Source organism: Enterococcus sp. LJL128 (genome assembly GCF_056924295.1).
This window is the reverse complement of sequence record NZ_JBXPBP010000004.1, coordinates 108,534-131,583: the sequence shown is the minus strand read 5'-3', so window position 1 is coordinate 131,583 and position 23,050 is coordinate 108,534. Positions and strand designations below refer to the sequence as shown.

Genomic DNA, 23,050 nt, shown 5'->3' with positions numbered 1-23,050 from the left:
TTTTTAGAAAAGAGGAGTAGTTATGGGGGATAGAGAAAAACAACAAAAATTTGCTCAAAATTCTACTATTAGAAATAGTGAGTTTGATCGCCAAAATACTAATTTATTAGGACGCTCTAATACGGATAATATGGGAAATGTATTACCAACGGATATAGAAAATAGAAAGAGCCCCCATCTAAAATTAATAATTATAAATTTTGTTGGTGTTGTGTTGGGGATAGGATTTTTTATTTATATAGTTCCGTTAGGCAGGTATTTTGTAAGCAAAGAGTTTTATTCAGGGGCATCATATTTATTTTTTTCTTTAATTGCTACTTTTGTTTTCATTTACTTAGCTATACTTTTAGGAAAGATAGCTTGCCGCATTAAATTAAAATAACAGTTTTATTCTTTGATAAGCTAGCGATAAATTGAAGGAAAAAATAAGTTGGGAATGATTTGATATTATAGGAGGAAAATGTACTTGCGAATGAATTTGAAATTCGTTTAATCCAGTGGGAAACTAAGTAATAATCAATGTGAAGCTATTGAACGTTGAGATAGATATTTTAAGTAGTTGGTAAGATGACTTCAGGGTTAAAGTTATTTAAAAACAGATAGAAAGAAGGCGGAGTAAATGAAGGAAAAGAAAAATCTTTTTATTGGAGTAGGCATTTCAGTGGTATTAGTAGGTGCATTAGTTCTTTTTATTATTTTTGGTACAGCAGGTGGAAAACGCTGGCAGAAGAATATGCAGTCGTCATTAAATGATGGATTAAATCGAGAGATATTGGTTTATAATGCAGACGGCTCAATTATTTATGAAGAAAAAGGGAAATTTGATATTAGTTATGGCGAAGGGCGGTTAGAGTATATTGATGCTGAAACGGGACTTAAAACCAATATCTACATCGGTTATAACGCTACTGTAATCGTCAACGAGCTGAAGTAGGTAAAGCATGTCGCTTGTACGCAAGCCACCTCAAAAAGAGACGCAATAGTGAGTACCGGCAGATAAGTATCAGAGTTTAATTATATGCTTATTTGGAATAGTTTTTTAATAACGAATAACAATGGTATGAATAAAATATTCTTTGGTTTTTTGTGACACTTAACGTTGAAAAATAATAAAATATTTTTGCCAGAAGAGTTTCTATGAAAAGACGTATGCGATTATAATCACACGGTATCCGAAGATATTAGGAAAAACAGTAGTAACTTTTGAAAGAATGAATATGGTTTTTACGCTTATCTGTTTTATGTAATTTTAAGGTACAGGGGATTTTTTTAGTGAAAATCTGTAAGTATAACTGGTTTAAAAGTTGGTTTTTTAGACAAAAATGGAAAAGATAATATTTAATTTTTACTAAAAAATTATTGAATAGTAATTTAATTTTTGATAAAATAACATGGAAAGGGGTTTTTTTAAATGAAAAAAAAGAAAATAGTTACATTTGTTGTTGCTTCAGTAGTCGGATTGTCAATGGTACCTTTAGTTGCAAAAGCAGCTGGGGGACAAAATTTTATTCAAGCACCATCAAAAGATGTGCGGGATAATTTGTACTGGGAGATTTCCGACAATCTTTCTCAAACGGAACAATATAATCGTTTGAATGATTTTGAATATGTTTTTGATCAATATGGTGTTGTTCCGATGGAATATATGGATATGGTGACAGAGGTTGACTCGGATTGGGAAGAACCATACCTGAACGGTTTGGAGTATGCTGAAAACTTGGAAATTTTGCAGGGCGAATTTATGCAGGAACTGCAAGAGTTATCCCCAATAAAAAATTCGGTTAATTTGAAATCCATTTGGATAGAGTATGGTGATAACACAAACTTGAAAGACCTTAAAAATTTAGCAGCGTTAGAAAATCTTAGAATTTATAGTAAAGGTTATTCAGACAGTGAGGATGAAGGTATGGATGCAAAACCAGATATGTTAGCACTATATGATATTTCTGAGTTATCCAACCTAACAAATTTGACTGAAATTGATGTAAGCACTAGTGGATTACTGCAAACTGTAACGCTGAAAAGGGGAACAACGAGTTACGAAATGTACAGTCCTGTAATTAAATCGGAACAATTTGGAGATAAGAAAATTGAGTACAATGAACTTGAATCTAATAGTGATGACGAGTTGTTTACTGAACAAGATAGCTTGTTGAAATGGGAAAACATTTCTCCAGATGCAAAATATCTATCGTTTTCTTGGGCCATTAACAATGGAAGAATAGTTAATTTCCATGGAAATGCATGGATTCCTATTAACTGGATAGATTAATCGTTGTTAAATTGATAAAGTATTTTTTTAGAATAAACAAAAAGGTATGAGAATAACTCATGCCTTTTTTTGTTTATTTATCTAGTGAATAGTCATGGCTTTGAAAGGGGACTGTTGAGCAAAACGAAGCTTATGAAGCTGAGGTGTAGATGAATTTTTTTAGGAAGCTGTTAAAAGTGAAAAAAAGTATAAGAAAACAGGATATTCTCATTTTAGCAAGTGTAGGCATTGTAATAAGTACAACCCAGTTATTTAAAAATGGAATTAGGTACAGCACAGAAAAATAAGGAAGTATGGTAATGCAGAGACCAATGTGCATTTCAAAAAGGAGTAGGAGAGATAAAAAAAGGTGGAAATGCTAAAGCTTGTGACGGGTGTGAGAAAAGATGAGACAAAGGAGAAATTGATCAGGAGTACAAAAAAGGTAGACTTTTCAACGATAAGCGAAGTAGAATAAAATAAATAGATAGAAGAAGTATAGAAGCACATTCTCAAAAAAAGGATAGCAAAAAATGAAGGGGAAATGTTGACAATTTGATTATGTTGAAAAGATTACTATCAGCACCCGTTTATTTTACAAATGAATTTGGTATTTTTACTCAAAAAGAAATTTTAAAAAGGAGGCAAATGTAAAATGAAAAAATTTTTGGCACCAGTTTTACTCATTTCTGTTAGTAGGTTGTACTAGCGGAAACGTTACAATTTCGGAAGAATCTAGTACCAGCATTAAAGAATCAGAGTCATCAACAAGAACATCCAGTTCAGCTCAAAAAACAACTTTTAGTTCTACTTCTGAAATAAATGATGTATCGTCATCAATCAACAATCAAGTTACATTGATAAAGAGTCTACACCTGTACAACAGAGTGAAGAAAGTAATAACAATTTAGAAGACTATTATTACAATGTTATAAAAGATGCTCGGCAAAGACAAATCGACTATATAAATTCTATTGAAGATCCCCAAGTGAAACAGTCTGTTCAAACAAGTCTCGCAGCTGCAATATCAGAGTCTAACAGTTTACAGTTAGAACATCCAGATGATGCCGACGCTATAAATAAAGCACTTCAGAGAGTACTTAATGGAGCTCAGTAATAGTAGGACAATAATCAGAAGAAAATCTGATTGTTGTTCCATTTTTTTGATTTAGGAGTACATAAAAAGCACACAAATTTGTATGATTAAAGTACCTAAACCCAATCAAAAAAAGCGTGCTTTTATGTTTAAGGAAATTAGGGGAATAAATATGAGGGGAAAGGTTAGCTTGTAATGACTGCTTATTTAGAAGCTGGGAAACAGTACTCCATTTTTGTGAAAACATGTTATAAAGCATTTATCTAAAAAAAACAATGAGGGGCTGATAGGATTGATAGAAAAGAATAGATATAAGGCTGCTGATTTTATTTCTAAAGTGAGCTTACTGGATATGAAAGTAGATAACGAAATCACTATTTCTGAGAAACATGATATAGTGATTTATTTAGAGCCTATTCAACGTGTAAAGTTTAATGAGTTGATAAAATGGTTTGAAACAATATGCATGGCTGTTCCAGATTTGGATAATCAAGTACAAGAATATTTTGAAAACAAAGATTCGATTGATGGTTTTCCCTTTGATCTAGCAGTGATATATTTTGAAGGAAATACAATTACTATGGATTATTGGGGAAGAAATTGTAATACTCAGTTTGATATGAAATTTAGTTTTGATGGTAAAAATTGGCAAAGGATAGAAGGAAACGCTGTTCATTAGTTGTCATATTCTCAAAAGAGTTAGTAAAGAAGAGTTTGAAAGGGAACATCAAAAAGCTACCCCAAAACTGGGATAGCTTGCATAAATTTATATATATTTGTAATTAGTTTAGTATGGATTTCCAGAGGAGTCAGTTTCTGTAACTACTCCTTGTGGAGATATACGATAAAACCCATAGCTTCAGGGAATAAAATCATTGCTCATATATGCAATAATCTTGGGGCTTGGGGTAAAGGTTTTGTACTAGCAATCTCAAAAAAATAGAAAGAGCCAGAAATTGCATATAGAAAATGGTATCGAGAAAAGGAACAGTTTGATTTAGGAGAGATACAAGTTATTTCAGTAACAAAGGATATCGAACTATTATAAAATATAAGAATGAACAGATCCTTGATGAATGCCATTCAAAGTAATAAAGTTCAAAAATCGCAGTAAATTTCTGTTTAACTTCTCAAATAAAAGACAATTTTTTTATGAATTTACATACTAAAATAGAGAATGCGGCTACAATTTAGATATTTTGTCTAGTTTTAGTATGAGCATATTGAACTGCTTCTTCTTTTGACGAAAAACTCTCTATTTTTGTATCATTGAAAATAACAACAAAGTCTTTGTTTCCTCTAACTACAGTATGCAGTTTATTACTTTATATACAATATACATTACTCGGATGGATAAAGCAAAGTTTTACTGATTATCCTAATAAAAGTTATGTTAGTCTACCTGTAAGTATGTTTTAATTGCTACACTAATAATCTGCCAGTAGTGTAAATTATGGGTATAGGGAAATTTTATTCGGCTGCTTCATATCTGAAGGAGATTCGGAAGTCATTTTTAAGTGTAAAATATTGTTTATCAAAAACGAGAATTTTTGAGATACGAAAGAACACAAATGTGTTTGCGCACGTTTGTGTTCATGATATAATCTATTTACCAATAAAGAAAGAGGTGCTTAAAGATGGCGACAATTACTGTTAGAGTATCGGATGAAGAAAAAAAATTCTTTGATGAAATGGCAAAAATTGAAGGTAAGAGTTTGTCAGATTTGCTAAGAACAGCTACTCTTGAGAGCTTGGAAGATAGTTATGACGCGCATGTCGGAGATATTGCTTATGAAGAATATTTAAAAAATAAAAAGCGTGCTCCTCTAGCTGAACTTATGAAGCAGTATGAGGTTGATTAACTATATGAATTATAGAGTAGAAACAACGCCTAAATTCGATAAACAATTAGCGAAACTGGATAATTTCACGGCAAGGATGATTCTGAAGTGGTTAGCAAAAAATATAGATAATACTGATAACCCAAAAAAATCAGGAAAAGCACTTGTTGGGAATTACAGTGGAAAATGGCGTTACCGAATTGGGGACTATCGAGTAATCTGCAAAATAGAGGAAGATAAGCTAATAATACTTGCTTTAGAAGTTGGTCATAGAAGAAAAGTGTATTAATAGTTTTTTCTATAGTTAATAAAAGAGGCTCTTTGTCAACTAATGTTGGTGAAGAGAAATCTTAGAACTATTGGAGAGGTTGTGACAGAAGTGTTCAGCTTCAAGCAATAAGGCGGAAATTCCGAAAATTGTTCCACAAATTTTTGCGAATTTCCGCTTTATTGTCGAAGAAGTTACTTCTGAAACACCGTTTATCCGGATTTAAGGGACTGAGGCATACTAATGTCACAGCCCCTTTTTTAATGTACAAGCAACGCGTTGCCGTGGCGAATCATGATTCGCAGTTTGAAGTTGTAAAAGCTGCGAAATCCATATGCATTTCTTTTCAAGACTTTGATATGGTTGTTCAGACATTCCAGTGGTCCATTTGAGTAGGTGTACTGAAGGGGATTCCTAATTTGTGGGAGAAACTTTCGAAACGTCTTCAAAGTGGTTCGATAATTTTCTGGAAGTATCGGGTTGGAAACAAGCAGTTCTTCGAAGCGTTCTTGATTGCGTTTTTTTACCGCATAAAGCAAATCTTGGTATAGTTGATAGCCGATTCGTAATTCAGGAGAAACATGAAACAGGCGATTCACAATCTCAGTTTCTGTTAAGTAGTCCTTGAAACCAGGACGCCAAAGGCGTTTTTCATCGTTCAGTCTGCTTTCGTCTTTTTGAAGCAATTTCCAGTACTTCTTCATTTGTTTTCCGGTACTACGCAACTTCGACTCTTTACTTTGAAGTAACCGAGTAGTTTCCTTCATTCGCTGGGTACGAAACGTTCTTCCAATGTGCTGGACGATGTGGAAACGGTCAATAATAAGTTGGGTATTTGGAAATAGTTTTTTGACCAGTGAAACATAAGGTGCGTACCTATCGATTACGATAAATTGTACAGTTTCACGATTTTCTCTTGAGAAACGGCTGAAATAACGTTCTAAAAAAGGCAGCTGCCGGTTCTCCACGATATCCAATAGATGATGGGTTTCACCATCCATCATAATAAAACTCATGGCATGGGTAACACTGCGGACAGATTTAAATTCATCAAAGCACAACACTTTGGGCAGGTGTGTTCGAAACGGATTTATCGGACGATAAAATTGCTTCATCACACGGTATACGGAAGAAACAGACAGGTTCTTTTGATGAGTAATCTCTGTCATGGAGGTATTTTTCTTTAGGCGAGTCACAATGGACCAGCGGACTTTTTCAGTGATGAAGCAATGCTTTTGTGCCACAGAAGTATCAGCAACAAAGGTCCGTTGACAGGCCTTACACTTGAAGCGTTGTTTTTTCAGTTCAAGATATGTCCGGTATTCAGAAACGTCATTCATTAACAACCGTACGGTTGTCATCCCCAAACGTATCAGATTCGAAGGAACAACAGTTTCGCAATGAACGCATTCTTGAGGGGAATAAGAGAGTTTTCCGCGATAAATTGAACAAATTTGTCCCTTGTATCTTTCTCTCGTTAAACAATTTTCCTCGAAAGTAATATTTAGGTCTAGGATATCCAACGTTTCTTTGATAAGCTGAGTGAGAGACATCTTGATTCCTTTTTTTGAGTTGGTTCGCCAAATTAATTCTAAAGGATTTCGAGGTGTCTTTTCTATTGTTTGATAAAATAAAAAAGATGTTGGTGAATTCTACCAACATCAAAAAGTATAGAGCCAAAATAATCTGTACTGATGGTTCGAGCTGTAGACAAAATTTCTAGAAAGAGATTGTGTCTACAGCTCTTTCTAGTTTTAGATCAGCATTTTTTTAATAGTTAAATCTAATGTTTCATGGGGGTTCAAAAACGAGGGTTTGTGAATGGATAAAAAAGAGAAGCGACTAATTTTAAATAGTTGCATTTAATCCCCTTATCCAGGGAGTTCTTTTTTTACAGAATCATAGTAGATATCAAGATTAGGTCGGTCTAAATAGTTTTGGATAATTTCAAAGTCTTTCTGTGACCACACGCCAACTGGTGATCCACTAATATCTTTGTTAACATTAATGATTGATGCCTGTTCTAACAAATTTCGATAATATCATTAAGATATGATTGGCTAGAGTGAAAGTCTTGAAATATTTAAAGACATGTCAAAATGGACCAAGGAATGTATGCATTTCTAATAAAAACGCTTGCATTCTTTATCATAGTATGCTAAATTAAATGCACGGATTGTTACTGAAGAAGGCGATACCGAAGAATGTAAAGTGATTACATTCTTCGTTATCGTCTTTTTGTGTACCAGTCTTTTTCTTTTTACGAGATCGTAGAAATCAAGAGTCATTCACAAAAGAGTAAAATTTAGCGCTAAATTTTACTCTTGCATTAGTGTAACTGATTATTGGTGGAAAGGAGAATTTGAATGATCATTCAAAAAATATTTAACAACAATGCACTAGTTGCGATAGATAAGACTGGTGAAGAAGTTGTAGTGATGGGGAATGGCATTGGCTTTAAACGTAGTGCTGGTGAAGTAGTTGATAAGGAGCGTGCTGAAAAGATATTTTCTTTAAAGGAGAAGGAAGCATCAAAAAAATTTTTAGATTTGATGCAACATGTACCATCACAATATATTTCTTTATGTTATGACATTATTCAATATGCAAAAAAAGAATTGAATACTAGACTTAGTGATTATATTTATATTTCATTAACAGATCACATCTATCATATGCTAAAACTTTATGATGAAGGTGTTCAAATTTCAAACCCTTTATTATGGGAAATTAAAAAATTTTATCCAAAAGAATTTGCGGTAGGTTCAAAAGCTTTAAAACTGATTGAAGCAACAGAACATCGAAAAATAAATGAAGATGAAGCTGGTAATATTGCTTTTCATTTAATCAATGCTCAAATGGATAATAGTGATTCAAAACAATTAGATATGCACAAACAAATGAAAAAAATTAAGGATATAATGGGAATCATTGAGTATAAATTTGGCATGGTTTTAGATGATAAATCAGTCTATTATGAAAGGTTTGTTACGCATTTACGTTTCTTTTTTGAACGTCTCAAGAAAAACCATAAATTGAATGATGATACAGATGATTTTCTTTTTGAGCAAGTGAAGGAAAAATATCCAGAAGCATATGAATGTACGCTAAGAATTGAACAGTATCTAAAAGTGACATTAACAAATGAAGAGAAACTATACTTGACTGTGCATGTGGAGCGTCTGACTAAATATGGTCGCGATTAAATATAATGTTTTAACAGGAGAGAATGAAAGAAAATGAGAGGAGCTTTCAAATGAAATACGAACAGTTAAGCCATAATATTATAAAAAATATTGGTGGAAAAGAAAATATAAATGATTTAACACATTGCGCAACTCGCTTGAGATTTAAGTTGAAAGATGAAAGCAAAGCGAATACTGAAGCATTGAAAAATAACCCGGAGATTGTGGCTGTTGTCCAAAGTGGTGGGCAGTATCAAGTGGTGATTGGCAACCATGTTTCTGATGTTTATGAAGATATCAGCACATTATATAAACTAAATACTCAACAGAGTAATGATGAGAGTCCAAAAGAAAAAATGAATTTATTTGACCGCTTTATTGATGTTGTATCTGGTGTTTTTACGCCTGTTTTGGGTATTTTAACAAGTACAGCTTTATTAAAAGGAATCAATATTTTATTAGTTGCCTTTGGTATTTTAGAAACAACTTCAGGCACATATCAGATCTTAAATATTATTGGGGATTGCTTATTCTATTTCTTTCCGATTTTCTTAGGTTACACAGCAGCAAAAAAATTCAATTCCAATGTTTTTATAGGGATGGCTATTGGTGCTTGTTTAGTTTATCCAACGGTTGCCGAAATGATGAATGGTGAGGTACTATATACACTATTTAAAGGAAGTATTATTGAATCACCAGTTCATGTTACTTTTTTGAAAATTCCGGTTATTTTAATGAATTATCCTTCTAGTGTTATTCCAATCATCATAGCTACTTATGTAGCTTCAAAAGTAGAACCTATATTTAAGAGAATCATTCCAAGTGTTTTGAGAAATTTCTTTGTACCATCATTAACTTTGTTGATTGTCGTTCCAGTGACGTTTATTGTTATTGGACCAATCGCTACTTGGAGTGGTCAGCTAATTGGTTTGGCAACAGAAAGCCTATTCAATTTTAGTCCAGTAATTGCTGGAGCATTATTGGGGGGATTTGCGCAAGTATTCACAATTTTTGGATTGCAATGGGGATTGATGCCGATTACGTTTAATAATCTAGCTATTTTAGGTCATGATTACATTGTTCCAGCTTTGGCTATTTCTATTTTTGCACAAACGGGCGCCGTATTAGGAATCATGTTAAAGACTAAAGACAAGAAATTGAAAAATTTATCCTATCCGGCTTTCATTTCTGGTTTATTTGGTGTAACAGAGCCAGCTATATACGGAGTTACGTTACCAAAGAAAAAACCATTCATTCTTGGATGTATTGGTGGCGCAATTGGTGGTGGAGTAGCAGGTTTAATGGGGACGAAGGCGTATGCATTAATGGTTGGACTCTTTGTTTTCCCAAGTACGATTGGACCTAATGGATTAGATCAAGGGTTTTATGGCATGCTATTAGGAGCACTTGTTGGATTTGTTGCAGCATTTGTGCTTGTATATTTTAACTTCAAAGATGACCAAGAAACAGAAAACGAAAAAGAGGATGTATCATCTGCAAAAAATAATTTAGAAGAAAATTTGTTGATAAAGGATTCAGTAGTTAGTCCAATTAAAGGTACTGTGATTCCTTTGAAAGCAACCAACGATGAAGCATTTGCAAGTGGTGCATTAGGTAAAGGAGTTGCAATTGAACCTAGTGAAGGAAAAGTTTTTGCTCCAATAGATGGAGTGTTAACAAATGTATTCCCAACAGGACATGCGATTGGACTTACAAATGAAAATGGTGTGGAAATACTCATTCATATTGGAATAGATACAGTCAGACTACAAGGTGAATTTTTCACACAGATAAAAAAACAAGGCGAGCAAGTGAAAAAAGGTGATTTATTAGTAACATTTGATATAGAAAAAATCAAAGCTGCGGGATATGAGCTAACAACCTTTATTACAGTAACCAACACAGATAAATTTCTGGATGTCATTGAAACAGAAGAGACAAGTGTGGAAATTTCCGATTCGCTTTTAACAGTTCTTGCATAATTGAAGAGTCAATCAAATAGAAGCATGTTAAAAATGGGAGTGATGAATATGCTGAAATTGAATCCTTTAATTTCAGATCAAGTTGTCTTACAGGCAGAAGAATCTTGTATGATTAGTGGAACAACAGAACCCAAAACAACGATACAGGTTGTATTTGGTGCAAAGGAAATAGTGACGCAAAGTAATGCAAATGGTCAATTTATTTTTGAATTGCCTCCTCAAGAATATGGAAAAAAAACTCAATTATCAATTACAACAGAACTCGATTTTATTGAAATAGCTGTACAGTTTGGAGATGTTTTTCTCTTCGCTGGACAATCTAATATGGAATATAAGATGAAAGATGAGCTACATTTTGAAACGGAGCAAGCCAATGAATTAAATAAAATATTCTTTAACAATGTTCCGGACGTGGAATTTGAGGAAAAGGGCAAAGATCAACCATCTGATTTGCAAGAGTATAAATGGCAGCAATTAGATAAGAAAACTATTACTGAGTTTTCCGCGATTGCTTATTACGCATCAAAAAAATATCGCGAAAACAACCCCGATGTGCTTATTGGTATCGTTTGCTGTAGCAAAGGGGGAACTAGCGCTTCATGTTGGGTTGGTGAAGAATGTTTATTACAAGATAATGAATTAAATGAAGCTATTCTTACACCGTATAAGCAAGCGATTAAAGGGAAGGGAAAAGTCCAATTTGAGCAACAATTTCAAGATTTTTTGGAGCAATCAAAAGCATATTATGTAAAAAGAGAAAAAATGATTCAAGAAAATCCAAATTGGTCGTTAGGAGAAGTAAAAAAGGTGATTGGATATTCACCTTGGCCGCCACCAGCTAGTCCTTATCTTTTTACTAGACCAAGTGGGTTATATCAAACAATGTTTCAAAAGATTGTCCCTTTTACTTTCAAAGCTGTTATATGGTATCAAGGGGAAGAGGATACGGTACACAGTTTTCTTTATGAAAAATTATTAAAGCTTTTGATTGTACAATGGCGGGAAGAGCTAGGAACGATTGTCCCGTTTTATATTATTCAATTGCCTCTTTGCCAGGATCGGAAAGGACACGATTGGGCTACAGTAAGAGAAGCGCAACAGAAAATTAGCATGTTGATTGAAAAAACCTTTTTAGTTACAGGACTTGATTGTGGAGAACCAGACAATATTCATCCCCCTGAAAAAAGTATTTTAGGAAGTCGAGTTGGAGAAATCATTGGTCATCAATATTATCCATCTGCTCCAATAGCCAAACTAGAGAAGTGGACTACAGAGGAAGTAGTGATTGTAATTGATCAAGCAAAGAAACTGAGTCATACTGGAATACAAATTTTTCAACCAAATGAAGCCATTCAGTCTATTGAATATACTAAAAACGAAATAAGAATCAAGCTGAAAAATGAAATTATGGAATTGGGATATGCATGGAAAAATGTACCAGATGCTATCCTTTATAACGAAGTTGGTTATCCAGTATCACCGTTCAAGTTCAAAAAATATGAGATTGGAGTGGATTAAATGAATACATTCAAAAAAGAATTCATGTGGGGCGGTTCAGTCTCGAGCATGCAAACTGAGGGAGCTTGGAATACCGACGGGAAAGGTCCTTCAGTCTATGATACGAATAAAATGAAAAGTTACGCCCAAACAGCTTCAGATTGGGAAAACGGGATTGATTTTTATCACCATTATAAGGAAGATATCGCACTTTTTGCAGAAATGGGATTTAATACGTATCGTTTTTCATTGAGCTGGGCAAGGATTTTACCAGATGGAGAAGGAGAGGTTAACCAAAAAGGGCTGGAATTTTATGAAAGTGTCATCGATGAATTAAAAAAATATAAAATAGAACCAATTATTTGTTTGTATCATTTTGATTTACCTGATGCTCTTGCGAAAAAGTACGGCGGTTGGCAATCTCGAGAAGTTCTTGAAGCGTACAAAAAGTATACAGAAATCGTAGTGAAATATTTTGGTGAAAAAGTAAACTATTATATTCCAATTAATGAACAAAATGTTGCTTATACGTTAGTCAATAACTTGAAAGGAGATGGGTTAAGTGAGAAAGAATCAAAACAAATGAATGCGAATGCACAACATTTTTCTTTCTTGGCTTCGGCAGCTGTAAAGCATATTGTTCAAGAGTTTGCGCCTCATGCAAAAGTAGGTGGTATGGTAGCCTTCTCCCCATTTTATCCAGAAACGAGCAATCCAGATGCGGTGCTGAGCGCACAAATTGCAAATAGAAGGTTAACTTACCAAACCGTAGATGTCTTTAAGTATGGCGTGTATCCACAAGATTTATTATTTGATTGGCAAAAAAATGATGTGATGCCAGATATTAAGGAAGAGGACAGAGAGTATTTAAAAACAGGAACAATGGATTTTATTCCCTTCAGTTATTACCAGAGTGCAGTTGCTAAAGCAGGTGCAGATATAACCGTTGATTCTTTTCTAGATTCTTTTTTAAGTGGGACTCAGCCTAAAAATGATTACCTAGAAGTGAGTGAATGGGGCTGGATTATTGATCCAAAAGGTCTACGTTTAGCTGCAAAAGAATTGTATGATCGCTATAAAATGCCGGTCTTTACAGTAGAGTGTGGAATCGGTGTAAAGGAGACATTGAATGATCAGCAAACAGTAGAAGATGATTATCGGATCAATTATTTGCAAAATCATGTAGAACAACTAAAACTGGCTGTTTCAGAAGATGGTGTTGATTTAATGGGTTTTCTAACCTGGGGCCCAATTGATTTATTAAGTTCACAAGGTGAAATGAAGAAACGTTATGGATTTATTTATGTGAATCGCGATGAAACCGAACTAAAAGATTTAAAACGTTACAGGAAGAAAAGTTTTAATTGGTATAAAAAAGTTATTCAAAGTAACGGTGAGATACTATAACAATGGAATGAAAAGGGAGAGTAAGTATAAAAATGAAAAAAATTGTGATTGCAGTAATGATGTTAGGATTATTAAGTGGTTGTGCAACGAATGAAAGTTCTAATTCAGATAAATCAAGCAAACCAAAAGAAATTACAGTCTATTTTACTCGTCATGGGAAAACGATGTTGAATACCACTGGGAAATCTCAAGGATGGAGTGATGCGCCATTAACCCCAGCTGGAATTGAAGTGGCAGAAAATGTGGGTAATGGCATTGGCAATAGCATTCAATTTGATAAAGTTTATACCAGTGATAGTGGACGGGCTATTGAAACTGCTGAATTGATTCTTGATAATGCTGGACAAAAGACAGGAATTATTAAAGACAAGCGGTTACGAGAATTTAATTTTGGGACTTTTGAAGCCACACCAGGGGAAAAATCAATTGAAGAAATTGCTAAAATGAATCAATTAACATCAGAAGAATATATGGAAAAGGCAGCTAGCAATGGTGGTTATATTGGATTTATCAAACAAATAGCCAATGATTTAGCTGAAGTTGATAAAGATAATGTCAAAGAAAATGAAAATTGGCCAGCAGAAGATTATCAAGCAGTTGTCAATCGCTCCAAAGCGGCCATTGAGGATATTATTTCAGAAGCAAAAAAAGATGATGCTGATACAATTTTAGTGGTTTCACATGGTATGACTTTAGCTACAATATTAAATGAACTAGATCCAGAAGCAACAATTGTCATTCCCATGGAGGGGTTAGAAAATGCAAGTATATCTAAAGCTGTTTATAAAGATGGGGAATGGAAAGTATTGTCAGTGAATGATATGAGTTTTAGTGAAAAAGGGAAAAGTAATTAGAATTAAAGTTGGTTGATTTTCTTATAAATCATGCGAAACTGAAAAATGGGGCTGTGACATTAGTATGCCTCAGTCCCTTAAATCCGGATAAACGGTGTTTCAGAAGTAACTTCTTCGACAATAAGGCGGAAATTCGCAAAAATTTGTGGAACAATTTTCGGAATTTCCGCCTTATTGCTTGAAGCTGAACACTTCTGTCACAACCTCATTTTTCAGTTTAATAATTCAGAAAGTCCAGGTCGTATGAGATTCCAAACATTTTCAAATCGTTCGTGTAGGTTTATGTCCCATGTATTTGCAAAGGAAGGTGCGGAGAAGACCGCAAAAACTTCTAAAACACTTTTGAGGACTTCTATATTGGAATAACCCAGTAACTCTGAGACCGTAGCTACTAATTCAGAAGTATGTTCACTTAAAGTAGCCGGATTGTTGTCAATATAGGTCGTATAAAGAGTAAACATTTTTTTATTGGAATCATATGCTCGTTTTTTACTAATTGTTAGTATCCAGAGCCAATCATGTAATAAATCTAATTTTGATTCGTAGCCATTAGAATCAAATTGGAGTACGTCTGCCAAAATATCACGTAACCATCCAAAAGCTAAGGAAGTCCATAAATCTTCTTTGTTTTCAAAATATTTATATAGTGCTGCGTGGCTAACTCCTAACTGTTTAGCTACTTGAGAGAGAGATGTTTTCTTCATCCCATGTTTTTCAATCAACTGCTCAGCAGTCTTTAGTATGAGTGCTTGATTAATTGTTTTCATAAGAACAGTATAACATATGAGTTACATAATTTGATTTATATAACTTTTTTGTTTATTCTTAAATAGTTACAAAAAATAAAAAGTGTAACTGGAAGGATCTGTGTTTCATGAATATGACCCAAAATAGTATCTTGATTACCGGTGGGACATCTGGTATAGGATTAGCATTAGCAAAAAAATTAACAGAAAAGGGAAACAATGTAGCAGTCCTAGGTCGAAGCGAAGAAAAATTAACAATGGTACAAGAAAAATATCCTGATATTTTGACGTTTAAAGGAGATGTAACAAACCTCTCATCATTGATTAAGCTAAAAGAATGGTTAATGAACTATTTACCAAACTTAAACATTATAATCAATTCTGCTGGAGTTATGAACAGTCATAACTTATTAAATCCTGATTTGCCATTAGAGAATTTGCTAAGCGATATTGAAATCAATCTTATTGGAACAATCGCTGTTAACCAACTTTTTTTATCTCAATTAATGAAGCAAGAAGAGGCAATGATTGTAAACATATCATCTGGGTTAGCATATTTAAGTTCAGCGGCGCACCCCACTTATTCTGCTTCCAAGTCAGGGGTTCAAATGTATACGAGTGCTTTACGTAATCAGTTGAATTACGCAAAAAAAGAGTTTATACATGTAATGGAACTTGTTCCACCATTGGTTGCGGAAACAGGTTTACAGGACGGAAATCTTTCAGGGACATTTGGGAATATGAGCTTAGATGCATTAGTCAAAGCTGCCCTTAAAGGGATGGAAAAAAATAAGAAACGAGTCAATGCCGGTGCAGCAAAACAACTACATCTAATGGGACAGGTTAGTCAAAATAAAATGGAGACAATAATGGCGAAAGAATCACTTAAGCAAGCATTTCCAAAAGGCTTGTGAAAAGAACTCATAGAAAAATCCAAGAAATAGCCATTATACAGATATGCTCTGTTCACTGAACGTGATACTGTTAAAATGGGTATACTGACAACAAAAGACTTAAAATCTTATGTAATCGAATATAAAGAATACACCAATTTAAAAGATATTAATTATTTTGCAAAAGGATACTTTGATGGAAAGTTAATAATAAAAGGTGGAGCAAGAGAATGAGGAAATTAGGGAGGTATTTGTAAGTCAAATACTAATTCGTGGCATAACACAGATGGAAAAATAACTATTCATGACATTCGTCTAGTTGAAGAACAAGTTAAAGTGATATTTCCAAAAGACTATGTTGAAGTAGTTCTAGACAATAATGGAGGTTATCCCGACTTACATATATTCACATGAAATGCTGGAAAAAAATTTTTAACAAACTTTTTTGTTTTAATCCAGATCCCTACAATAACATTGTAGTTAACTTAGTGGATGTTTCGGATAGACTTGTTCCAGCTATTTTACCATTTGGAAAAGATACAGGTGGAAATATGATTTGTTTTGATTATCGTTCTGGAGATAATCAAATCGTCGTTTTTGGGGATTATGAAGTGGCAGATGGAGGAGAGCTTGAAAGAGCTATTTCCCCTATCTATAATACTTTTACTGATTTATTTGAGTGGATATCATACTATAAAAGAATGCCGATGATTCCAGAAAAGAAAGGTATCGATTCTTGAATGAAGATAAAGGATTTGCTGAAGAATGCTCCAAAAAATAACTTTATCAATGTACTGTAAACATATCTTTATGTGATGTGATGGCTAGGTAGAAAAGTTTGTGGCGGTGGCTGCTTCTGAAGGAGGTGGTGCTTATGAATGTAAGTACTAAATCTATGAAAGGAGAAAGCCGTTTTGTCAGCGCTTGAGACAATTCAGCTACTAATTAGCTTTAGTATGTTTACTATTGCATTAGTACGTTTGGTTGTTGATTTGCTTAAAAAGACAAAAAGAAAAACCGCAGACAGACTTTAGCGAGTTCTGCGGTTTCTTTAACCCAAATATCTTGCTGCCGCCTTAAGCGGTTCTACTAAAGAGAGAGATGTTAGCGCATATCTCTCTTTTCATTTGTATTATAGCATAGATAATCATTGGTTGTACAAATTTTTATACAGCTGTTAAAGAGATTCTTTCTTTAAAACCTGCTCTTTGTCCTATTATTGCCGATGAAGACTGTGGTTAAAAAGTGATGCATCAAAAAAGCTAACTACTAAAAAGGTTAACGATGGTTTAGAACAATTAGCTCTTATAAAAGTTTGTTGATAGATAGTCTGCTCGTTATCCCTTGCAGGTATCAGCTAACATTGTTAATGATTTGTGGTTAATCAAACGCAATTATCACAGATTATTCTTTTTCCCGCTTAACCTGTAGCGAAACCGTAGTCTCTGATATGTTTTTTCAGTGTATCAAGATAGTGTTCGCCTAAGGTTGACAGTTGACTGCGCTGGCTTTTAATCCAGCCGATTTCAATGCGGTCGGGAATATCCAGTGGGATAGCAACGATACTATCATCGTTGAGCTCCCGACTGATGATTCCAGAGCTGAAGGTATAGCCGTTTAGCCCGACCATTAGATTGAAAATCGTAGCCCGGTCGCTGACTTTAATGTGCTTTTTATAGGAGCGGGTGCTCAGGATTTCTTCCGCAAAATAAAAGGAATTGCTGTTGCCCTGTTCAAAGGAGAGGTAGGGCAGATCATCCAGTTCTTCCAAAGCAACCGAGGTTTTCGAGGCCAATGGATTGTCTTTGCTGATAAAGATATGAGGTTTAGCATAAAACAGTGAAGAAAAAACCAGATTTTTTTCTTCAAATAGATTTTCCAGCACGCGCCGGTTAAAATCAGTCAAAAATAATATGCCAATCTCGCTGCGAAAACCGGCGACATCCTCAAGAATATTTTGTGTTTCTGTTTCCCGTAATGTAAATTGATAGCTGTTGTCTTCGTAAGCTTGAATGAATTCAACAAAAGCATGAACTGAAAAGGCGTAATGCTGAGAGGAAATCGACAGGCGAGAAACCCGTTTAGCTGTCTGCTTGTATCGTTTTTCCAATAAGTCCACCTGATCAATAATCTGCTTGGCATAAGAAAGGAATTCTCGTCCTTCTTCAGTTAAAGAGACACCCAGTTTGCTACGATGAAGGAGACAAATACCCATCTCGCTTTCCAACTCCTTGATTGCATTTGACAGCGTTGGCTGTGATAAAAATAAGCTTTTCGCTGCTTCGTTGATTGATCCTGTTTCAGCAATTTTTTCCAGATATTCTAGTTGTTGTATGCGCATGGTCTGCTCCTTTCTTGGGGAATTGACTGAATACTTTGGTAAAATCTGATGCATTCAGCCCTCTCTTTAAGTAAATAAAAAACGCCCTTTTTCTATAGAGAAAAAGGACGAATAATTTCGTGTTACCACCTTTGATTATCATTACCTCACAATAATGACCTTAGCCAGTACAAGCATGAATGCAGATACTGCGTTGCGATAACGGGCACCACCGTCAGCTGCTTGCACTTAGGCTCACTACTGAATGCTCAAAGACCATCTTCCAATCGAATCCCGCACCCCTTTTCACCTGCCGGAGCTCTCTGCCGCTGTTCTTCTGATTGTACTTTTCTTTTCTGCGCATTGTATATTGTTCTATACTATAACCAAGATTTTTCCTTCTGTCAAATGATTTCCTAATAATTTTCTCATTATTTTGTTATAGTTTAATTTTATAAGCTCTTATAGAAATTAACAGTTAGTCAATTCCTTTTATTCTGTGGTAAAGTTTCTCTCATAACTACTTAGGAGGCGATTCCATGAAAACAACGGTCGTTGGATTTCCAAGAATTGGAGAGAACCGTGAATTAAAAGCTGCAACAGAAAGCTATTTCCGAGGAGACAGCACACAGGAAGCATTAGTGGGAAAAGGAAAGCAGCTGAAGCGAATGCATTGGAATCTGCTGAAAGAAACAGGAATACACTTGATTCCGAGTAATGATTTTTCTTTTTATGATACAACGCTGGACACTGCTGTTCTGTTGAATATTATTCCCAAGAGATATCAGGAGTTAAAGCTTTCTCCATTAGATACGTATTTCGCATTGGCTAGAGGTTATCAGGGAGACGCAGGAGATGTGACTGCTCTGCCAATGAAAAAATGGTTTAACACCAACTATCATTATTTGACGCCGGAATTTGAAAAAGATACCGAAGTTAAGCTTGCCGGAACAAAGATTTTTGATGAATATACAGAAGCCAAGGAGCTTGGTATTGAAACAAGACCTGTTATTTTAGGGCCATTCACCTTAATTAAACTGGCAGAATTTAAAGATACAACAGAACAGGAGCATCTGGCAGCGCTGATTGCCGCATACAAAGAGATAATTAGGACACTGAATGAGCATACTGCACAATGGCTGCAGCTGGATGAACCTTATCTAGTAAAAGATTTATCTGAAGCAGACCGTGAGCTATTCTTGCATATCTACCATGAGTTAACCTTAGAGCCAAGGACTATCAAGCTTTTACTGCAAACTTATTTTGGTGATGTCCGTGATATTTATGGAGATATATTAGCTTTGAATGTTGAAGGGATTGGACTGGATTTTGTGGAAGGAAAACAGACAGCTGATTTAATTGCAGCTTTAGGGTTTCCGCAGAATAAGCAGTTGTTTGCCGGGGTTGTGAACGGAAAAAATATTTGGCGAAATGACTATCAGCAAACAGCTGATTTACTGAACGTTTTGCCGAAGGAGCAAGTTGTTCTTTCGACTTCCTGTTCCTTGCTTCATGTGCCTTTTTCAGTGGAACAGGAAGAATTTCCGCTTGAAGTAGCCCAGCATTTTTCATTTGCCAAGGAAAAACTGACCGAGCTAACTGATTTGGCAGTGATTTCTAGTCTATCAGCGGATGCTTCTGCGAATGAACGTTATAAAAATAATCAAGTGCTTTTCCAAAAGAAGAGAGTGATAGAAAACCAGCTGCTGACACATAAAATAGCTGGCTTGGCAGCGGAGGATTTTCAGCGGCAGCCGTTATTTGAGGAGCGGGCAGTTGTTCAGAAACAGGCGTTGAGCTTACCTGTTTTACCAACAACAACAATCGGCTCTTTTCCCCAGACTAGAGAGGTTAAAGCAACACGGTCACGATTTAAGAAAAAGCAAATTAGTCAGTCGGATTATCGTGAGTTCTTGAAGGAAAAGATTGCCGACTGTGTGGCTTTTCAAGAAGAGATTGGACTGGATGTTTTGGTTCATGGAGAATTTGAACGAAATGACATGGTAGAATACTTTGGTGAAAATCTGGAAGGTTTTCTCTTTTCTAAAAATGCCTGGGTACAATCCTATGGCACTCGTTGTGTGAAACCGCCGATTATCTGGGGAGATGTTTCCCGTAAACATTCGATTACTGTTGACTGGTCTGTGTTCGCTCAGGGTTTGACAACTAAGCCTGTGAAGGGAATGCTGACAGGACCTGTGACAATTCTGAACTGGTCGTTTCCAAGAGAAGATATTTCCATCAAAGAATCCACGCTGCAGATTGCTTTGGCGATTCAAGAGGAAGTGCTGGATTTAGAGGCTAACGGTATTAAGATTATTCAGATCGATGAAGCTGCTTTGAGAGAAAAGCTGCCCCTTAGAAAAAGCGACTGGTATCAGGAATATTTAGATTGGGCAATACCAGCATTCCGGCTGGTTCATAGCAAGGTTGCCCCGCAGACGCAGATTCATACGCATATGTGCTATAGCGAATTTGCAGATATTTTACCTGCCATCGATCAGATGGATGCCGATGTAATTTCCTTTGAAGCTTCTCGTTCAAATTTATCACTATTGGATGCCTTGAATGCTCATCATTTTCAGACAGCTGTCGGACCAGGGGTTTATGATATTCATTCACCAAGAGTTCCTTCTGTGGCTGAGTTGGAAAAGACAATTAAAATCCTGTTGGAAAAGATTTCTGTAGAGAAGCTATGGATTAATCCCGACTGCGGACTAAAGACAAGAGGAGAAAAAGAAACTTTTGCAAGCTTGGAAAATCTGACTCGTGCAGCAGTTCAAGTGAGGGAGGCTCTTGTCTATGAAGCGGTTAGAGAATAAAAAAGCCAGCCTATCCTTTGAAGTGTTTCCGCCGTCGTCTAAAGCAACGATGGCGGGATTATATACTTCCCTGAGCCAGATGGAGGATTTGCGTCCCGATTTTATTAGTGTAACCTGTAGCAATAAACAGCTTTCTTTAAAGGAAAGCACCGTGAAAATAGCTACTCATATTCAAAAAAAGCATCAAGTACCTAGTATTGTACATTTAAGTGCAGCCTATTCGAGTAAAGCAGAAGTCAATCAGATTTTAGGGGATCTTCATCAAAAAGGGATTCAGAGTATCTTAGCCTTGCGTGGGGATCTTTATCCGGAAATTCCCAGAAGTACTGATTTTCGTTATGCTGGGGATTTGATTGCCTATATCAAAGAGTGGGATCAGAGCTTCTCTATATCGGCTGCTTGTTACCCGGAAGGGCATCCGGAATCGTCAAATACCCTTGAAGACATCCAGCATTTGAGAGAAAAAGTAAATGCGGGTGCAGACCAACTGATTACGCAACTGTTTTTTGACAATGAGCTGTTTTATCAGTTTCAGGAGAAGTGTTGGCTGGCGGGGATTGAGGTACCAATCTTGGCAGGGATTATGCCTGTGGTCAATAAGCGTCAGGCAGAACGTATCGTACGGACTGCAAGCGTTCAGCTGCCCCAAAAATTTCTGGCGATTTTAGAAAAATATGCAGATAATCCAGTGGCTTTGAGAGATGCTGGTCTAGCCTATGCGATTGATCAGATTGTTGACTTGGTCACTCAGGGAGTGTCGGGCATTCATCTTTATACAATGAATCAGGCTGGAATTGCCCGCAGTATTTATACGGCTACCCATTCCTTATTTGAGTCAACAACAAATCAGGAAAAGGTGTCTATCTTATAAAAATGAGACAAAAGAAGCCTCGGAGATTTTTAGAAAAAGTAGCTATATAAATCCTGAAAAAAATGCGTTTATACGTATGTTTCCTTTGAATAGGCTAAGGGCAAAAGTCGTTTTTGTGTAATGAGAACTTTTACAGGAGATATCACTAGTGTTGCAAAGAAAAAGCAACAGATAATCTTCTTTTAGTCAAAGAAACAGGCAGCTAGCCGGAAGCGAACCGGCTAAAGATCAAGCCGATTCCATTCCTAAATGACGTCAAACAAACTGTATGGTATTGATTAAACAGTTTGTAATTCCTCATTTGCTTTCAAAGCTGCTTGTTCTTGTCTCAGAAGCTTCCGATTTTTCCTTATTATAATTAGTGTTCTTCTCCACCGTTATATGGTCTCTCTTAAATAGGAAAAGTATCAGATTGTCAGTGATTAATACGTCAACTTAGAATCTGTTGGAGATTACTTTTGTTTTTAGTTAAATAGGTACAAATTTCTCTGGAGAACGACCATCCGTTGCATCAATATTCGACTTTTTTAAGAAAACAATTATTTCCGGATTATTCTGACTATATATTTGCAACATCATTTGGAAAATATAGGTACTTAGTATCAAAGCTGAAAGAAGTAATGGGCTTTGGTACTATTTTTTTATTTATAACAGTGTAATGAACGTATTAAAGAAAAAAATCTAGTATAATCAAGTCAGAGTCTGCCTGAAAACACTAGTGACAGGTATTTTTATAGTGTTTATAGAGATCATCGTCGTAAAGATTCGCTTATGTACCAGATAAGTTTTTTTCTAAAACTCAACTAAGCTCTTTGAAAAACACAGGGCAGTTTACAATCCCTGAAACCGATTTGAGAATCATACTACAATCGAAAAAAGTTATAAATACAACTGTACAACCGTTGGAATCAGGAGCTTTTGAAAGAGTTGTAAATGTTAACGAAGTTATAGGGACTGTAAAACCTAGTTTAGGTGGTCAAAAGACTACATGGTTAACAGTTATAACAGACAAAGCAG

General features: G+C 35.4%; 19 protein-coding genes and 1 other annotated feature. Of the genes, 16 read left to right on the top strand and 3 right to left on the bottom strand.

Annotated elements, in window-relative coordinates; translation table 11 throughout:
* Positions 1–22 precede the first annotated feature (22 nt).
* The 6 genes from AC1Z3K_RS07155 (at position 23) to AC1Z3K_RS07130 (ending at position 5,477) form a co-directional block, all read left to right on the top strand.
* Positions 23–382, top strand: coding sequence for a hypothetical protein (locus tag AC1Z3K_RS07155; RefSeq protein WP_461732317.1), 360 nt, complete (start codon positions 23–25; stop codon positions 380–382).
* A 237-nt stretch (positions 383–619) separates the two neighbouring features.
* Entirely contained in the window at positions 620–934 is a 315-nt protein-coding gene (locus AC1Z3K_RS07150) for a hypothetical protein (protein ID WP_426084766.1), read from the top strand.
* Positions 935–1,411: 477 nt separating this feature from the next.
* Positions 1,412–2,272 carry a hypothetical protein gene (locus tag AC1Z3K_RS07145; RefSeq protein ID WP_461732316.1) on the top strand — a complete coding sequence of 287 codons (861 nt, stop codon included), beginning with the start codon at positions 1,412–1,414 and terminating at the stop codon, positions 2,270–2,272.
* 1,367 nt (positions 2,273–3,639) lie between these two features.
* On the top strand, positions 3,640–4,026 hold the full coding sequence (locus AC1Z3K_RS07140) for a hypothetical protein (protein ID WP_461732315.1): 387 nt from the start codon (positions 3,640–3,642) through the stop codon (positions 4,024–4,026).
* A gap of 958 nt (positions 4,027–4,984) precedes the next feature.
* On the top strand, positions 4,985–5,209 hold the full coding sequence (gene relB, locus AC1Z3K_RS07135) for a type II toxin-antitoxin system RelB family antitoxin (RefSeq protein WP_461732314.1): 225 nt from the start codon (positions 4,985–4,987) through the stop codon (positions 5,207–5,209).
* A gap of 4 nt (positions 5,210–5,213) precedes the next feature.
* Positions 5,214–5,477 carry a type II toxin-antitoxin system RelE family toxin gene (locus AC1Z3K_RS07130; RefSeq protein WP_461732313.1) on the top strand — a complete coding sequence of 88 codons (264 nt, stop codon included), beginning with the start codon at positions 5,214–5,216 and terminating at the stop codon, positions 5,475–5,477.
* A 239-nt stretch (positions 5,478–5,716) separates the two neighbouring features.
* Here the strand turns inward: AC1Z3K_RS07130 and AC1Z3K_RS07125 are convergent, their stop codons facing one another.
* On the bottom strand, positions 5,717–7,009 hold the full coding sequence (locus AC1Z3K_RS07125) for an ISL3 family transposase (protein ID WP_461732312.1): 1,293 nt from the start codon (positions 7,007–7,009) through the stop codon (positions 5,717–5,719).
* An 813-nt stretch (positions 7,010–7,822) separates the two neighbouring features.
* On the opposite strand from AC1Z3K_RS07125, the gene licT reads away from it, so the two are divergent.
* The 5 genes from licT to AC1Z3K_RS07100 are packed head-to-tail and all read left to right on the top strand — an operon-like array spanning position 7,823 to position 14,381.
* The gene (licT, locus tag AC1Z3K_RS07120; RefSeq protein ID WP_461732311.1) at positions 7,823–8,662 is read left to right on the top strand and encodes a BglG family transcription antiterminator LicT; all 840 of its coding nucleotides are present in this window, start codon (positions 7,823–7,825) and stop codon (positions 8,660–8,662) included.
* Between the two features lie 50 nt (positions 8,663–8,712).
* On the top strand, positions 8,713–10,623 hold the full coding sequence (locus AC1Z3K_RS07115) for a beta-glucoside-specific PTS transporter subunit IIABC (protein ID WP_461732310.1): 1,911 nt from the start codon (positions 8,713–8,715) through the stop codon (positions 10,621–10,623).
* Between the two features lie 48 nt (positions 10,624–10,671).
* Complete coding sequence (locus tag AC1Z3K_RS07110) at positions 10,672–12,141, top strand: sialate O-acetylesterase (RefSeq protein WP_461732309.1); 1,470 nt, start codon at positions 10,672–10,674, stop codon at positions 12,139–12,141.
* A complete protein-coding gene (locus tag AC1Z3K_RS07105) occupies positions 12,142–13,527 on the top strand; it encodes a glycoside hydrolase family 1 protein (RefSeq protein WP_461732308.1) in 1,386 nt (461 codons plus the stop codon). It abuts the gene before it with no gap.
* Between the two features lie 32 nt (positions 13,528–13,559).
* A complete protein-coding gene (locus AC1Z3K_RS07100) occupies positions 13,560–14,381 on the top strand; it encodes a histidine phosphatase family protein (RefSeq protein WP_461732307.1) in 822 nt (273 codons plus the stop codon).
* Between the two features lie 212 nt (positions 14,382–14,593).
* Here the strand turns inward: AC1Z3K_RS07100 and AC1Z3K_RS07095 are convergent, their stop codons facing one another.
* Positions 14,594–15,148: a TetR/AcrR family transcriptional regulator gene (locus AC1Z3K_RS07095; RefSeq protein WP_426083695.1), complete on the bottom strand. Its 555-nt coding sequence runs from the start codon at positions 15,146–15,148 to the stop codon at positions 14,594–14,596.
* A gap of 107 nt (positions 15,149–15,255) precedes the next feature.
* On the opposite strand from AC1Z3K_RS07095, the gene AC1Z3K_RS07090 reads away from it, so the two are divergent.
* The 3 genes from AC1Z3K_RS07090 to AC1Z3K_RS07080 all read left to right on the top strand — a co-directional run bounded on the left by AC1Z3K_RS07090 (position 15,256) and on the right by AC1Z3K_RS07080 (position 17,054).
* Positions 15,256–16,041, top strand: coding sequence for an SDR family oxidoreductase (locus AC1Z3K_RS07090; RefSeq protein ID WP_461732306.1), 786 nt, complete (start codon positions 15,256–15,258; stop codon positions 16,039–16,041).
* A 467-nt stretch (positions 16,042–16,508) separates the two neighbouring features.
* Positions 16,509–16,760 (top strand): SMI1/KNR4 family protein, encoded by a 252-nt coding sequence (locus tag AC1Z3K_RS07085; protein ID WP_461732305.1) that lies wholly within the window; start codon positions 16,509–16,511, stop codon positions 16,758–16,760.
* Between the two features lie 174 nt (positions 16,761–16,934).
* A complete protein-coding gene (locus tag AC1Z3K_RS07080) occupies positions 16,935–17,054 on the top strand; it encodes a putative holin-like toxin (RefSeq protein ID WP_426083702.1) in 120 nt (39 codons plus the stop codon).
* A gap of 386 nt (positions 17,055–17,440) precedes the next feature.
* Here AC1Z3K_RS07080 and AC1Z3K_RS07075 read toward each other — a convergent pair whose 3' ends face one another.
* Complete coding sequence (locus AC1Z3K_RS07075) at positions 17,441–18,361, bottom strand: LysR family transcriptional regulator (protein ID WP_461732387.1); 921 nt, start codon at positions 18,359–18,361, stop codon at positions 17,441–17,443.
* A 100-nt stretch (positions 18,362–18,461) separates the two neighbouring features.
* Positions 18,462–18,708, bottom strand: a binding site (T-box leader).
* A gap of 171 nt (positions 18,709–18,879) precedes the next feature.
* On the opposite strand from AC1Z3K_RS07075, the gene metE reads away from it, so the two are divergent.
* Together metE and metF are read left to right on the top strand one after the other, a co-directional pair.
* Positions 18,880–21,162, top strand: a complete 2,283-nt coding sequence (gene metE / locus AC1Z3K_RS07070) for a 5-methyltetrahydropteroyltriglutamate--homocysteine S-methyltransferase (protein WP_461732304.1) — start codon at positions 18,880–18,882, stop codon at positions 21,160–21,162.
* On the top strand, positions 21,143–22,033 hold the full coding sequence (gene metF, locus AC1Z3K_RS07065) for a methylenetetrahydrofolate reductase [NAD(P)H] (RefSeq protein WP_461732303.1): 891 nt from the start codon (positions 21,143–21,145) through the stop codon (positions 22,031–22,033). The genes metE and metF overlap by 20 nt, the downstream gene beginning before the upstream one ends.
* The last annotated feature ends 1,017 nt before the right edge of the window (positions 22,034–23,050 follow it).

What these genes read in the sequence shown, in the direction of transcription:
- AC1Z3K_RS07155 (WP_461732317.1), top strand. Translation starts at nt 23, where the DNA reads ATGGGGGATAGAGAAAAACAACAAAAATTTGCTCAAAATTCTACTATT.
- AC1Z3K_RS07090 (WP_461732306.1), top strand. Translation starts at nt 15,256, where the DNA reads ATGAATATGACCCAAAATAGTATCTTGATTACCGGTGGGACATCTGGT.
- AC1Z3K_RS07150 (WP_426084766.1), top strand. Translation starts at nt 620, where the DNA reads ATGAAGGAAAAGAAAAATCTTTTTATTGGAGTAGGCATTTCAGTGGTA.
- licT (WP_461732311.1), top strand. Translation starts at nt 7,823, where the DNA reads ATGATCATTCAAAAAATATTTAACAACAATGCACTAGTTGCGATAGAT.
- relB (WP_461732314.1), top strand. Translation starts at nt 4,985, where the DNA reads ATGGCGACAATTACTGTTAGAGTATCGGATGAAGAAAAAAAATTCTTT.
- metF (WP_461732303.1), top strand. Translation starts at nt 21,143, where the DNA reads ATGAAGCGGTTAGAGAATAAAAAAGCCAGCCTATCCTTTGAAGTGTTT.
- AC1Z3K_RS07110 (WP_461732309.1), top strand. Translation starts at nt 10,672, where the DNA reads ATGCTGAAATTGAATCCTTTAATTTCAGATCAAGTTGTCTTACAGGCA.
- AC1Z3K_RS07125 (WP_461732312.1), bottom strand. Translation starts at nt 7,009, where the DNA reads ATGTCTCTCACTCAGCTTATCAAAGAAACGTTGGATATCCTAGACCTA.
- AC1Z3K_RS07095 (WP_426083695.1), bottom strand. Translation starts at nt 15,148, where the DNA reads ATGAAAACAATTAATCAAGCACTCATACTAAAGACTGCTGAGCAGTTG.
- AC1Z3K_RS07100 (WP_461732307.1), top strand. Translation starts at nt 13,560, where the DNA reads ATGAAAAAAATTGTGATTGCAGTAATGATGTTAGGATTATTAAGTGGT.
- AC1Z3K_RS07145 (WP_461732316.1), top strand. Translation starts at nt 1,412, where the DNA reads ATGAAAAAAAAGAAAATAGTTACATTTGTTGTTGCTTCAGTAGTCGGA.
- AC1Z3K_RS07075 (WP_461732387.1), bottom strand. Translation starts at nt 18,361, where the DNA reads ATGCGCATACAACAACTAGAATATCTGGAAAAAATTGCTGAAACAGGA.
- metE (WP_461732304.1), top strand. Translation starts at nt 18,880, where the DNA reads ATGAAAACAACGGTCGTTGGATTTCCAAGAATTGGAGAGAACCGTGAA.
- AC1Z3K_RS07115 (WP_461732310.1), top strand. Translation starts at nt 8,713, where the DNA reads ATGAAATACGAACAGTTAAGCCATAATATTATAAAAAATATTGGTGGA.
- AC1Z3K_RS07130 (WP_461732313.1), top strand. Translation starts at nt 5,214, where the DNA reads ATGAATTATAGAGTAGAAACAACGCCTAAATTCGATAAACAATTAGCG.
- AC1Z3K_RS07105 (WP_461732308.1), top strand. Translation starts at nt 12,142, where the DNA reads ATGAATACATTCAAAAAAGAATTCATGTGGGGCGGTTCAGTCTCGAGC.